Source organism: Streptococcus infantis, assembly GCF_047465525.1.
In the GTDB taxonomy this organism is placed as follows: domain Bacteria; phylum Bacillota; class Bacilli; order Lactobacillales; family Streptococcaceae; genus Streptococcus; species Streptococcus infantis_R.
Genome location: NZ_JASGZS010000012.1, coordinates 1 through 13,055 on the forward strand (window position 1 = coordinate 1; position 13,055 = coordinate 13,055).

Genomic DNA, 13,055 nt, shown 5'->3' on the forward strand with positions numbered 1-13,055 from the left:
TTACTCAAAGTTAAGTGACGATAGCCTAGGAGATACACCTGTACCCATGCCGAACACAGCAGTTAAGCCCTAGAACGCCGGAAGTAGTTGGGGGTTGCCCCCTGTGAGATAAGGAAGTCGCTTAGCTAAAGGGAGTTTAGCTCAGCTGGGAGAGCATCTGCCTTACAAGCAGAGGGTCAGCGGTTCGATCCCGTTAACTCCCATAGGTCCCGTAGTGTAGCGGTTATCACGTCGCCCTGTCACGGCGAAGATCGCGGGTTCGATTCCCGTCGGGACCGTTTAAGATAACGGAAGTTATTTTAGACTCGTTAGCTCAGTTGGTAGAGCAATTGACTTTTAATCAATGGGTCACTGGTTCGAGCCCAGTACGGGTCATCATTGCGGGTTTGGCGGAATTGGCAGACGCACCAGATTTAGGATCTGGCGCTTAACGGCGTGGGGGTTCAAGTCCCTTAACCCGCATAATAGAAATAAGCCGGCTTAGCTCAGTTGGTAGAGCATCTGATTTGTAATCAGAGGGTCGCGTGTTCAAGTCATGTAGCCGGCATTTTTTTAATATAACCAAGAGGTCGATGCGAACGTAGTTCAGTGGTAGAACACCACCTTGCCAAGGTGGGGGTCGCGGGTTCGAATCCCGTCGTTCGCTTAGAGAGGCCGGGGTGGCGGAACTGGCAGACGCACAGGACTTAAAATCCTGCGATTGGTAACGATCGTACCGGTTCGATCCCGGTCCTCGGCATATAATGAGCACCCTTAGCTCAACTGGATAGAGTACCTGACTACGAATCAGGCGGTTAGAGGTTCGACTCCTCTAGGGTGCATTTTTTCTATTTAACTCGGGAAGTAGCTCAGCTTGGTAGAGTACTTGGTTTGGGACCAAGGTGTCGCAGGTTCGAATCCTGTCTTCCCGATTGATGGCGGTGTAGCTCAGCTGGCTAGAGCGTCCGGTTCATACCCGGGAGGTCGGGGGTTCGATCCCCTTCGCCGCTATAATGATCTTGTTGGACCTTTAGCTCAGCTGGTTAGAGCTCTCGGCTCATAACCGAGTGGTCGTAGGTTCAAGTCCTACAAGGTCCATTAAATACTATGGAGGATTACCCAAGTCCGGCTGAAGGGAACGGTCTTGAAAACCGTCAGACGTGTAAAAGCGTGCGTGGGTTCGAATCCCACATCCTCCTTTATTATTAACGCGGGATGGAGCAGCTCGGTAGCTCGTCGGGCTCATAACCCGAAGGTCGCAGGTTCAAATCCTGCTCCCGCAATAAGGCTCGGTAGCTCAGTTGGTAGAGCAATGGATTGAAGCTCCATGTGTCGGCGGTTCGATTCCGTCTCGCGCCATATTTGTTTTTATGCGGGTGTAGTTTAGTGGTAAAACTACAGCCTTCCAAGCTGTTGTCGCGAGTTCGATTCTCGTCACCCGCTTTGAACATTTAGTTCATTTACCAAGTTATTTAACTTGGGCGCGTAGCTCAGGTGGTTAGAGCGCACGCCTGATAAGCGTGAGGTCGGTGGTTCGAGTCCACTCGTGCCCATTAATAGGAGAATTACTCAAGAGGCTGAAGAGGACGGTTTGCTAAATCGTTAGGTCGGGTAACTGGCGCAAGGGTTCGAATCCCTTATTCTCCGTAGTTGAAGAGCTTAAAAGCTCTTTTTTTGACTTTAAAAGGCTCTTTGTTAACTGTAGTGGGTTGAATAAAAGCTAACATCTGGAGAGGACAATCGTTGTCCTCTCCATTTTTATATTCAGAGCGATGAAAATTCGTTTCTTAAAGTTGTCAAAGTTCCTAAAACCAAAAGCATTGCGTTTGATGAGTTTAATGAGATTATTGGTTGCTTCCAATTTGGCGTTGGAATAAGGTAATTGAAGGGCGTTGACAATTTTCTCTTTGTCCCTGAGAAATGTCTTAAAGACAGTCTGAAAAAGAGGATGAACCTGCTTTAGATTGTCCTCAATGAGTCCGAAAAATTTCTCGTGCTCTTTATTCTGAAAGTGAAAAAGCAATAGTTGATAGAGATCATAGTGAGATTGTAAGTCTTCTGAATAGCTCAAAAGCTTATCTAGAATTTCTTTATTCGTCAAGTGCATATGAAAAGTAGGGCGATAAAATCGTTTATCACTCAGTTTACGACTATCTTGCTGGATGAGCTTCCGGTAGCGCTTGATAGTCTTGTATTCATGAGATTTTCGCTCAAACTGATTCATGATTTGAACACGCACACGACTCATAGCACGGCTAAGATGTTGGAGTAAAACAGTCCAGTGGACTGTTTAGAAATATAAAAACGAAGGGTGAAAGCAATCCGACACAATTTTAGAGTACGGGAGTGAAACAGTCTGGGAGACTGTTTCAGCCTGAGCGTGGAAATTCGAAAGCAAAGCTGTTTAGCCAAGTTATATAAGGACTAAACATATCCATAGTAATGATTTTCACCTGACAACGAACGGCTCTATCGTAGCGCAGAAAGTTATTTCGGATGACAGCTTGTGTTCTTCCTTCAAGAACGGTGATAATGTTGAGATTATCAAAGTCTTGTGCGATAAAACTCATCTTCATCTCCCGATTGAAACAGTCACTCCCCTGACTGTTTCAACATCCCAGGACATAATCTAAGGAATCGGCTAAAGTCATGCTTAAAGTGAAAGTCATTGAGCTTACGAACGACAGTTGAAGTTGAGATGGAAAGCTGATGAGCAATGTCGGTCATAGAAGTCTTTTCAATCAGTTTTTGAGCAATCTTTTGGTTGATGATACGAGGAATTTGGTGATTCTTCTTGACGAGAGAAGTCTCAACGACCATCATTTTCGAGCACTGATAGCACTTGAATCGACGCTTTCTAAGGAGGATTCTGGTAGGTATACCAGTCGTTTCGAGGTAAGGAATCTTAGACGATTTTTGAAAGTCATATTTCTTCATTTGATTTTCGCAATCAGGATAAGGTGGAGCCTCATAATCTAGTTTAGCGATGATTTCTTTGTGGATATCCATATTGATGATGTCTAGAATCTGGATGTTAGGGTCTTTAATATCGAGTAGTTTTGTGATAAAATGTAATTGTTCCATATGATTCTTTCTAATGATGGTTTGGTTACTTTTCATTATAGGTCATATGGGACTTTTTTTCTACAACAAAAATAGGCTCCATAATATCTATAGGGGATTTACCCACTACAAATATTATAGAGCCGATAATATGCGTTTTATCATAGACAGATCTATTTCATTTTTTACTATAGTTGATTGAAATAAGATATGAACAAATAGGTTAGGAAAGTCAAAACAATGTCTAATAAATGTTTTAGAATCCATGACGTGCTACTCTAAGTTCAATCCACTATAAAATTAAGTTTTTAACTAGCCTCTGAATGATTACTGAAGATTAACCTTGTTTTTCAAGATGTAGTAGGTTCCGAGATAGAAGACTGCGATAAGGATTAGATCTTTGAAGATTTCATAAGTAAGCATCATATTGTAATGGGTACCAAAGTTTAAGAAGAGATCACTGAATCCAAGGACAATATGAATGACAATATAGGCTAAAACTGCAAGAGCTGTACGGTATTCATTAAAGAGTTGTCCGATTGAGATTGCCAAGTAGATGCATAGTATGCCTGCTACAGTGCTGAGGATGAATGAAATCAGAGATAAGCTGATACTGTCTAGGTACTGTTGGAACAAGTCTTTAAAAGCAAGGAAATCAACAGAATTAGGCTCAATGATCACAAGAATGATATAAATGCTCAGAACCAAGACTGCTGAACTGATCAGAGACCAAATGAAGGCCCCAAAGAGTTTGGCTAGGATAATCTGGTGTTCGGAAACTGGCAAGGTCAAAGTGAGATAACCTTGTCGGTCATAGACACTACCTTTGAAGCGACGGATGATCAAAATCAAGGTTGAAATCCCAAGCGTAATCATCAAGCCACCAAATACGAGTGCAAGAAAAACAAGTAGAATAGGTTGACTTTCTTTGATGGGTAGATTGTTATAGGTCTTTGCTTGAATTCCGATAAGACCAGAAAGTGCTAACACAGCACCATAGAGGGCTAAATACCATTTGTTAACATTTTTAAATTCATAACGAACTAAATTCCAAAACATAATAATCTCCTTTATTTAGGCTTTGAATTCGTGGCGGAAGAGCTGGTCGATAGACTCCCCAGACTCATAGCGAATATCATCAACATTTCCTTGACGGACGACTTTTCCATCCTTGAGGAAGATAATCTCATCCAAGATTGGTTCGATATCTGAAATCAAGTGAGTTGAAATCAAGACAGTCGAAGTTGGAGAGTAGTTGTTAATGATGGTGTTCAAGATATAGTCACGAGCTGCTGGGTCGACACCACCGATTGGTTCATCAAGGACGTATAGACGAGCATCACGACTCATGACAAGGATCAACTGAACCTTTTCTTTGTTCCCTTTTGAGAGTTTCTTGAAACGGCTATTCTCATCGATGCCAAGGTCACGAAGGAGACCTTGAGCACGTTCCAGATTAAAATCTTGGTAGAAGGTCTTGAAATAAGTGAGAGCTTCCTTGACCTTCATCTGCTCGTTGAGGTAGGTCGTATCAGGAAGATAAGAAACAATTGCTTTAGTTGTTGGGCTTGGTTCCATGCCATTGATGAGGATACGCCCTTCCTCTGGCTGTAGCAAGCCGTTGATTAGTTTAATCAAGGTTGTCTTTCCAGAACCGTTTGGACCAAGGAGGCCAACGATTTTTCCAGCTGGAATTTCAAGGGAAACATTTGTAAGAGCAGGACTTGCTCCATAGGATTTTGACACATTTTCAAATGCTAACAAGGTCATAGTTTAAACTCCTTCAATATAATCTCTCAAAACAGTCGGTAGTTCTTCTTTTTCATAGCCGAATTCTACCATGCCTGTTACAAACTGTTGCAGCTGTTCTTCTGACAGTTGCTTACGGGATTGGAGGATCAAGTCCAAATCCTCTGTGACAAAGCGTCCTGACGTCCGCTTGGTATAAACGAAACCTTCTCTCTCCAAGTCCGATAGGGCACGCTGGATGGTGTTGGGATTGACCCCTGCCTCGCTTGCCAATTCTCTAACGGTTGGAAGCTGTTGATTGGGCTCAAGTTTATGGGAAATAATCTGCAATTTGATTTTCTCCATAATCTGCACATAAATGGGTTTATTGTTATCAAATGTCCAAGACATCACGATCTCCGTTCTAATTACCTTTGTGTTAATTAAATAATACAACAAAACAAAAAACTTGTCAAGCCAAAAGGAGAATTATTTTGGGAATCTCTTAAAAAATGGTATAATGAAAAGAAAACGACAAGGAGGGAAAGGCATGCGTTGTCCAAAATGTGGCACTACAAAATCAAGTGTGATCGATAGTCGCCAGGCTGAAGAAGGAAATACAATCAGAAGAAGACGTGAGTGTGAAGAGTGTCAGCATCGTTTTACAACCTATGAACGTGTTGAAGAGAGAACACTAGTTGTGGTCAAAAAAGATGGTACACGGGAACAATTTTCAAGAGATAAAATCTTTAACGGGATTATTCGTTCAGCCCAGAAACGTCCAGTGTCCAGTGATGAAATTGGCATGGTGGTCAATCGCATCGAACAAAAACTCCGTAGTCGCAATGAAAATGAAATTCAGAGTGAGGTTATTGGCTCCTTGGTTATGGAAGAGTTGGCAGAGTTAGATGAGATTACTTATGTACGTTTTGCCAGCGTTTACCGTAGCTTTAAGGATGTGAGTGAGCTTGAAAGCCTACTCCAGCAGATTACACAATCCTCTAAAAAGAAAAAGGAAAAATAAATGAAGCCAAATGACCGTTTTTCTTTTGTAAAGAATAATCGGGTGTCGCAAGATACCTCATCAATGGTGCAGTGCTACCTCCCGATTATCGGTCAGGAGGCGCTGAGCCTCTATCTTTATGCTGTGACTTTTTGGGATGGTGGTCAAAAAGAACATCTCTTTGCAGCCATGCTCAATCATCTGAATTTTGGGATGGATACCCTTTTAAAGGCTTTTAAAACTCTGACAGCCATGAAATTGGTGACTCTCTATCAGCAGGGAGAGGCCTATAACTTGTTACTCCATTCTCCCTTATCAACTCAAGAATTTTTACAACATACAGTTTATCGGACCTTATTAGAAAAAATGATTGGGGATAGTGCGGTTGCAGCCATGAGACAGGATAGTGTTGAAGGGGAGCCGATCTCGGTGGCCTTGAGTCAAATTTTCCCTCAGTTATCCGAGTCTGCGAGTCAAGAAACCTCTAGTAGTCAGCCTCTAGCAGATGATTTTGATTTGGAGCATTTCCGTCAGCTCATGGCTCGCGATGGTCTTCGTTTTCAAGATGAGACTTCGGATGTTTTGGCCTTGTTTGCAATAGCAGACGAGCAGAAGTGGACCTGGTTTGAGACTTATCAAGTAGCCAAAGCGACAGCAGTGTCGCAAGTGATTTCTGTCAAACGCATCCGTGAAAAGATAGCGCAAAAGCCTGTGACTTCTGACTTTAGTCCCAAGGAAGCAACCATTATCCGAGAGGCTAAGAGAAAGACAGCCTTGCAGTTCCTTGCTGAAATCAAGCAGACCCGCAAGGGAAATATTACCCAGACTGAACGGGACCTGCTCCAGCAGATGGCAGCCTTGGGCTTGTTGGATGAAGTGATCAATGTTATCTTGCTCCTAACCTTTAATAAGGTTGATTCGGCCAATATCAATGAAAAATACGCCATGAAGGTGGCTAATGACTACGCCTATCAAAATATTCGTAGTGCCGAGGAGGCTGTCCTCCGTATTCGTGAACGTGGCCAAAAAGCAAAAACGCAAAAGCAGAATCAGACTGCCCCAGTAAAAACCAATGTGCCTAAATGGAGCAATCCTGAATATAAGAATGAAACGAGCGAAGAAACTCGTTTAGAACTAGAACGTAAGAAAAAAGAAATGTTAGCTCGATTAGAAAAAGGAGGAGACTAGATGGAAAGTGTCGGAGACGTACTCAAGCGTCAACCAAGCCGATTTCAGTATCAGGATTTGGTCCAGCAAATTGTGAAAGACCCTGATGTTGCGGCCTTTATCCAGAAAGAATCCCTCAGTCAGGAGGAGTTGAACCGTAGTATTTCCAAGTTTAACCAATACATCACTGAGAGAGATAAGTTCCTCCGAGGAGATACAGACTATATCGCGCGTGGCTACAAGCCTATCCTAGTCATGAACCATGGCTATGCAGATGTCTCTTATGAAGAGACTCCGGAGCTAATCGCGGCAGAAAAAGAAGCGGCGATTAAAAACCGTCTCAAGCTAATCAATCTTCCAGCTAGTCTTAAAAAAGCTAGCCTAGCTCAAGTAGACTTGGATGATTTGGGACGCTTATCCGTTTTTGAAAAGCTCCTAGCCTTTGTGGAGCAATATCCAGCTATTCGAAAAGGTCTGTACTTATATGGAGACTTTGGTGTGGGTAAAAGTTTCATGGTGGCTGCCCTAGCCCATGATTTGTCAGAAAAACGTGGTGTTTCATCAACTCTCCTCCACTATCCTAGCTTTGTCATCGATGTCAAAAATGCCATCGGTGATGGTAATGTTAAGACCTTGGTGGATGAGATTAAGCTGGCTGAAGTCTTGATTTTAGATGATATTGGTGCCGAGCAATCAACAGCTTGGGTGCGTGACGAGATTCTGCAGGTCATTCTCCAATATCGTATGCAGGAAGATTTACCGACCTTTTTCACCTCCAACTTCAATTTTGAAGATTTGGAGAAGCATTTCGCTAAAGGGAAAAATGGAAATGACGAAACCTGGGAAGCTAGACGCGTCATGGAACGCATTCGTTATTTAGCAGAGGAAACCAGACTTGAAGGAGAAAACCGCCGATGACAGAAACAATCAAATTAATGAAGGCTCACACTTCAGTGCGTAGATTTAAGGAGCAAGAGATTCCCCAAGAAGATTTAAATACCATTTTGTCTGCAGGACAAATGGCTTCTTCTTGGAAAAATTTCCAATCGTATTCTGTCATTCTTGTCAGAAGTCAAGAAAAGAAGGATGCCTTATTTGAGTTAGTTCCTCAAGAAGCGATTCGCCAGTCTGCAGCCTTTTTACTTTTTGTTGGTGACCTAAACCGTGCAGAAAAAGGGGCTCGTCTCCATACGGATGTTTTCCAACCTCAAGGGGTGGAAGGACTCCTCATCACTTCAGTAGATGCTGCGCTTGCTGGGCAAAATACCTTGCTTGCGGCAGAAAGCCTAGGCTACGGAGGAGTGATTATCGGTTTGGTGCGTTACAAGTCTGTTGAATTAGCAGAATTGTTCAGACTTCCTGACTATACCTATCCAGTCTTTGGGATTGCACTAGGTGTGCCAAATCAAAAGCATGATGTAAAACCAAGATTACCACTAGAGAATGTTGTCTTTGAGGAAGAATACCAAGAACAGTCAACTGAGGCTATTGAAGCCTATGACCGTGTACAGACTGAATATGCAGGTGCGCGTGCGACTACAACTTGGAGTCAACGTTTGGCAGAGCAATTCGGCAATCCAGAACCAAGCTCGACTCGAGAAAATCTTGAGCAGAAGAAGTTATTGTAGAAAGTGAGAAAACATGGCCTTACCAACTGTTGCCATTGTGGGACGTCCCAATGTTGGGAAATCAACCCTATTTAACCGTATCGCGGGAGAACGCATCTCAATCGTAGAAGATGTTGAAGGTGTAACGCGAGATCGTATCTATGCCACGGGTGAGTGGCTTAACCGTTCTTTTAGTATGATTGATACTGGAGGAATCGATGATGTCGATGCTCCTTTCATGGAACAAATCAAGCACCAGGCAGAAATTGCCATGGAAGAAGCAGATGTTATCGTATTTGTCGTGTCTGGTAAAGAAGGAATTACAGATGCGGACGAATACGTTGCCCGTAAACTTTATAAAACTCATAAACCAGTTATCCTAGCCGTTAACAAGGTTGACAACCCTGAGATGCGAAATGATATCTTTGATTTCTATGCTCTAGGTTTGGGTGAACCACTACCGATTTCATCTGTTCATGGTATCGGGACAGGGGATGTACTGGATGCTATCGTTGAAAATCTCCCACATGAAGTCGAAGAAGAAAATCCAGATGTTATTAAATTCAGCTTGATTGGTCGTCCAAATGTCGGAAAATCTAGCTTGATCAATGCCATTTTGGGAGAAGATCGCGTCATTGCCAGCCCTGTCGCTGGTACCACTCGTGACGCCATTGACACTCATTTTACAGATGCTGACGGTCAAGAGTTTACCATGATTGATACTGCTGGTATGCGTAAATCTGGTAAAGTCTATGAAAATACTGAGAAATACTCTGTCATGCGTGCCATGCGTGCTATTGACCGTTCAGATGTAGTTTTGATGGTCCTCAATGCCGAAGAAGGTATTCGTGAGTATGACAAGCGTATCGCTGGATTTGCCCATGAAGCTGGTAAAGGGATGATTATCGTGGTCAATAAGTGGGATACGCTTGAAAAAGATAACCGCACCATGAAAAACTGGGAGGAAGATATCCGTGAGCAGTTCCAATACCTGCCTTACGCACCGATTATCTTTGTATCAGCTTTGACCAAGCAACGTCTCCACAAGTTGCCTGAGATGATCAAGCAAATCAGCGAGAGTCAAAATACCCGTATCCCATCAGCTGTCTTGAATGATGTGATTATGGATGCTATCGCCATCAATCCAACACCGACAGACAAAGGGAAACGCCTCAAGATTTTCTATGCGACACAAGTGGCAACCAAACCACCAACCTTTGTTATCTTTGTGAATGAAGAAGAACTCATGCACTTCTCTTACTTGCGTTTCTTGGAAAATCAAATCCGCAAGGCCTTTGTCTTTGAAGGAACACCGATTCATCTGATCGCAAGAAAACGGAAATAAAAAAGCAGAATCTGGAAGGATATTTCCAGATTTTTTGCTATAATAAAATAAGGAAAGCGTTGGAGAGGTAAGGAGATGGAAAAACTATTAAAATTCTTGATTTTGGCACCCTACTTTTACTTTTTTCGTTGGCAAGGGAAGGTACAGCCAGGAAGTAAGTACTTTTCTGTCTTTTACTATTTTTATTGGTTTTATTTACCTCTAATGGCTTTGTTTAGTTTAACCTTCACTCTTTTTTCGCTAGTCTTATTTAACTTTATTTTACAAGAACCAAGGGATCTTGCTAGATGGGTGATTTGGCTACTTTTAGTCCTTTTATCCTTAGTCAATGACTGGAAAATCTATGCTTGTCTAAAATTTATGAATAAGCTGCGATTGGAAAAGAAGAAATCCAGTCTTCCTTGAAAGAAATAGGAAAGATTGTACCTGAAAGAAAACTAGCCTTGGAAGAGGGATTTTAAGGGAACTAATCACCTTGGTTAGCCCTTTTTTCGTCCTAAGGGAAAACGGAATATTTCTTGAAAAAATTGGGCAAATATGCTACAATAAAAAGAACATTCTAAAATATTCAGAATTTAAAGTAAGGAAAAAAATGGCAAATTTATTAAAAACAATCATCGAAAATGATAAAGGAGAGATTCGTCGTCTGGAAAAGATGGCGGACAAAGTCCTAAAATATGAAGATGAAATGGCTGTGTTAACAGACGAGCAATTGCAAGCAAAAACAGAAGAATTCAAACAACGCTACCAAAATGGTGAGACTCTTGACCAACTTTTGTATGAGGCGTTTGCTGTTGTACGCGAGGGAGCTAAGCGTGTTCTTGGTCTTTTCCCGTATAAGGTTCAGGTTATGGGGGGAATCGTTCTTCACCATGGTGACGTTCCTGAGATGCGTACTGGTGAGGGGAAAACCTTGACAGCGACGATGCCTGTATACCTCAATGCTCTTTCAGGAAAAGGGGTTCACGTAGTTACGGTCAATGAATACCTTTCTGAACGTGATGCGACTGAGATGGGTGAATTGTACTCATGGCTTGGCTTGTCAGTAGGGATCAACTTGGCAGCTAAATCTCCAATGGAGAAAAAAGAAGCTTATGAGTGTGATATCACTTATTCAACCAACTCAGAAATCGGATTTGACTACCTCCGTGATAACATGGTCGTTCGTGCGGAGAATATGGTTCAACGTCCACTCAACTACGCCTTGGTCGATGAGGTTGACTCAATCTTGATCGACGAAGCTCGTACTCCTTTGATCGTTTCAGGAGCCAATGCAGTTGAAACCAGCCAACTCTATCATATGGCTGACCATTTTGTGAAGTCTTTGGATAAGGATGACTATATCATTGATATTCAGTCTAAGACGATTGGTCTATCAGATTCAGGGATTGACAAGGCCGAAAGCTACTTCAATCTAAGCAACCTCTACGATATTGAAAACGTAGCCTTAACTCACTTTATCGACAACGCCCTTCGTGCCAACTACATCATGCTTCTCGATATTGACTATGTGGTCAGCGAAGAGCAGGAGATCTTGATTGTCGACCAATTTACAGGTCGTACTATGGAAGGTCGTCGTTATTCTGATGGATTGCACCAAGCGATTGAAGCTAAAGAAGGTGTGCCAATCCAAGATGAAACCAAGACTTCAGCTTCTATCACCTACCAAAACCTCTTCCGTATGTACAAGAAGTTGTCTGGTATGACAGGTACTGGTAAGACTGAGGAAGAAGAATTCCGCGAAATCTACAATATTCGTGTTATTCCTATCCCAACAAACCGTCCAGTTCAACGTATTGACCATCCAGACGTACTTTATGCTAGTCTTGAAGCTAAATTTAAGGCTGTTGTCGAAGATGTAAAAGCTCGCTACCAAAAAGGTCAACCAGTCTTGGTAGGTACTGTTGCAGTTGAAACTAGTGATTATATTTCTAAAAAATTAGTAGCTGCAGGCGTTCCTCACGAAGTATTGAATGCTAAGAACCACTACAAAGAAGCTCAAATCATCATGAATGCTGGCCAACGTGGTGCAGTTACAATCGCGACCAACATGGCCGGTCGTGGTACTGATATTAAGCTCGGTGAAGGTGTTCGTGAACTTGGTGGACTTTGTGTCATCGGTACAGAACGTCATGAAAGCCGTCGTATCGATAACCAGCTTCGTGGACGTTCAGGACGTCAAGGGGATCCAGGGGAATCTCAATTCTACCTTTCTCTTGAAGATGATTTGATGAAACGTTTCGGTTCAGAGCGCTTGAAGGGTGTCTTTGAACGTCTTAATATGTCAGACGAAGCGATCAAATCTCGTATGTTGACACGTCAGGTTGAAGCAGCACAAAAACGTGTTGAAGGAAACAACTACGACACACGTAAACAAGTCCTTCAATACGATGATGTCATGCGTGAGCAACGTGAGATTATCTACTCACAACGTTACGATGTCATCACTGCTGATCGCGACTTGGCTCCTGAGATTCATGCGATGATTAAACGCACCATTAATCGTGTTGTTGATAATCATGCGCGTGCTAAACAAGATGAAAAACTAGAGGCTATCTTGAATTTTGCAAGATACAACTTGCTTCCAGAAGATTCAATTTCACTTTCAGACCTAGAAGGTTTATCAGATCAAGCAATCAAAGATGAACTTTACCAACGTGCCTTGAAAGTCTACGATAGCCAAGTTGCTAAGCTTCGAGATGAGGAAGCTGTTAAAGAATTCCAAAAAGTCTTGATCCTACGTGTTGTAGACAACAAGTGGACAGACCATATCGATGCTCTTGATCAGTTGCGTAATGCTGTTGGCCTTCGTGGTTACGCACAAAACAACCCTGTCGTTGAGTATCAAGCAGAAGGTTTCCGTATGTTTAATGATATGATTGGTTCCATTGAGTTTGATGTGACTCGTTTGATGATGAAAGCACAAATTCATGAACAAGAGCGTCCACAAGCAGAGCGTCATATCAGTACTACAGCGGCTCGTAATATTGCTGCACAACAGACTGAGCTTCCTGCAGATTTGGATCTTAGCCAAGTTAAGCGTAATGACTTGTGTCCATGTGGTTCTGGTAAGAAATTTAAAAACTGTCACGGTAAACGACGTTAAGAATGACTAATTTTCAGGCGGATGCCTAGTGAAAAGTGAATTTTCGCTTGGCGTCCG

9 protein-coding genes, 17 tRNA genes, 1 rRNA gene and 1 pseudogene are annotated in these 13,055 nt (G+C 42.5%); 24 read left to right on the top strand and 4 right to left on the bottom strand.

Annotated features, from left to right (window positions below; genetic code table 11):
- Positions 1 to 10: 10 nt before the first annotated feature.
- The 18 genes from rrf to QM374_RS05870 all read left to right on the top strand — a co-directional run bounded on the left by rrf (position 11) and on the right by QM374_RS05870 (position 1,626).
- Positions 11 to 126: ribosomal RNA gene (rrf, locus tag QM374_RS05785) — 5S ribosomal RNA — on the top strand.
- Positions 127 to 130: 4 nt separating this feature from the next.
- Positions 131 to 203: transfer RNA gene (locus QM374_RS05790), tRNA-Val, on the top strand.
- Positions 204 to 205: 2 nt separating this feature from the next.
- Positions 206 to 278 (top strand) — tRNA-Asp (locus QM374_RS05795).
- Positions 279 to 302: 24 nt separating this feature from the next.
- Positions 303 to 375: transfer RNA gene (locus QM374_RS05800), tRNA-Lys, on the top strand.
- Positions 376 to 380: 5 nt separating this feature from the next.
- A tRNA-Leu gene (locus QM374_RS05805) sits at positions 381 to 462 on the top strand.
- 12 nt (positions 463 to 474) lie between these two features.
- A tRNA-Thr gene (locus QM374_RS05810) sits at positions 475 to 547 on the top strand.
- A 27-nt stretch (positions 548 to 574) separates the two neighbouring features.
- Positions 575 to 646, top strand: a tRNA-Gly gene (locus QM374_RS05815).
- A gap of 7 nt (positions 647 to 653) precedes the next feature.
- Positions 654 to 739 (top strand) — tRNA-Leu (locus QM374_RS05820).
- Positions 740 to 747: 8 nt separating this feature from the next.
- Positions 748 to 821 (top strand) — tRNA-Arg (locus QM374_RS05825).
- Positions 822 to 837: 16 nt separating this feature from the next.
- Positions 838 to 911 (top strand) — tRNA-Pro (locus tag QM374_RS05830).
- 5 nt (positions 912 to 916) lie between these two features.
- Positions 917 to 990: transfer RNA gene (locus QM374_RS05835), tRNA-Met, on the top strand.
- Positions 991 to 1,003: 13 nt separating this feature from the next.
- Positions 1,004 to 1,077 (top strand) — tRNA-Ile (locus tag QM374_RS05840).
- Positions 1,078 to 1,088: 11 nt separating this feature from the next.
- A tRNA-Ser gene (locus QM374_RS05845) sits at positions 1,089 to 1,178 on the top strand.
- A gap of 10 nt (positions 1,179 to 1,188) precedes the next feature.
- Positions 1,189 to 1,262: transfer RNA gene (locus QM374_RS05850), tRNA-Met, on the top strand.
- Between the two features lie 3 nt (positions 1,263 to 1,265).
- Positions 1,266 to 1,338, top strand: a tRNA-Phe gene (locus QM374_RS05855).
- Between the two features lie 13 nt (positions 1,339 to 1,351).
- Positions 1,352 to 1,422 (top strand) — tRNA-Gly (locus QM374_RS05860).
- A gap of 36 nt (positions 1,423 to 1,458) precedes the next feature.
- Positions 1,459 to 1,532, top strand: a tRNA-Ile gene (locus tag QM374_RS05865).
- A 6-nt stretch (positions 1,533 to 1,538) separates the two neighbouring features.
- Positions 1,539 to 1,626: transfer RNA gene (locus QM374_RS05870), tRNA-Ser, on the top strand.
- A 73-nt stretch (positions 1,627 to 1,699) separates the two neighbouring features.
- On the opposite strand, the pseudogene QM374_RS05875 reads toward QM374_RS05870, so the two are convergent.
- The 4 genes and pseudogenes from QM374_RS05875 to QM374_RS05890 all read right to left on the bottom strand — a co-directional run bounded on the left by QM374_RS05875 (position 1,700) and on the right by QM374_RS05890 (position 5,181).
- A pseudogene (locus tag QM374_RS05875) lies at positions 1,700 to 3,063 on the bottom strand (ISL3 family transposase).
- Between the two features lie 306 nt (positions 3,064 to 3,369).
- Positions 3,370 to 4,101 carry a hypothetical protein gene (locus QM374_RS05880; RefSeq protein WP_414311155.1) on the bottom strand — a complete coding sequence of 244 codons (732 nt, stop codon included), beginning with the start codon at positions 4,099 to 4,101 and terminating at the stop codon, positions 3,370 to 3,372.
- 15 nt (positions 4,102 to 4,116) lie between these two features.
- Positions 4,117 to 4,812, bottom strand: a complete 696-nt coding sequence (locus QM374_RS05885) for an ABC transporter ATP-binding protein (protein WP_414311156.1) — start codon at positions 4,810 to 4,812, stop codon at positions 4,117 to 4,119.
- Between the two features lie 3 nt (positions 4,813 to 4,815).
- A complete protein-coding gene (locus QM374_RS05890; protein ID WP_248035513.1) occupies positions 4,816 to 5,181 on the bottom strand; it encodes a GntR family transcriptional regulator in 366 nt (121 codons plus the stop codon).
- Between the two features lie 139 nt (positions 5,182 to 5,320).
- On the opposite strand from QM374_RS05890, the gene nrdR reads away from it, so the two are divergent.
- The 6 genes from nrdR (at position 5,321) to secA (ending at position 12,998) form a co-directional block, all read left to right on the top strand.
- Complete coding sequence (nrdR, locus tag QM374_RS05895; protein WP_414311157.1) at positions 5,321 to 5,794, top strand: transcriptional regulator NrdR; 474 nt, start codon at positions 5,321 to 5,323, stop codon at positions 5,792 to 5,794.
- Positions 5,795 to 6,961, top strand: coding sequence for a DnaD domain protein (locus QM374_RS05900; protein ID WP_311522946.1), 1,167 nt, complete (start codon positions 5,795 to 5,797; stop codon positions 6,959 to 6,961).
- On the top strand, positions 6,962 to 7,858 hold the full coding sequence (gene dnaI / locus QM374_RS05905; protein ID WP_223140149.1) for a primosomal protein DnaI: 897 nt from the start codon (positions 6,962 to 6,964) through the stop codon (positions 7,856 to 7,858).
- On the top strand, positions 7,855 to 8,568 hold the full coding sequence (locus tag QM374_RS05910; RefSeq protein ID WP_414311158.1) for an NADPH-dependent oxidoreductase: 714 nt from the start codon (positions 7,855 to 7,857) through the stop codon (positions 8,566 to 8,568). The genes dnaI and QM374_RS05910 overlap by 4 nt, the downstream gene beginning before the upstream one ends.
- A gap of 13 nt (positions 8,569 to 8,581) precedes the next feature.
- Positions 8,582 to 9,892, top strand: a complete 1,311-nt coding sequence (gene der, locus QM374_RS05915) for a ribosome biogenesis GTPase Der (protein ID WP_084852488.1) — start codon at positions 8,582 to 8,584, stop codon at positions 9,890 to 9,892.
- Positions 9,893 to 10,484: 592 nt separating this feature from the next.
- Positions 10,485 to 12,998, top strand: coding sequence for a preprotein translocase subunit SecA (gene secA, locus QM374_RS05920; RefSeq protein ID WP_414311159.1), 2,514 nt, complete (start codon positions 10,485 to 10,487; stop codon positions 12,996 to 12,998).
- Positions 12,999 to 13,055: the final 57 nt, after the last annotated feature.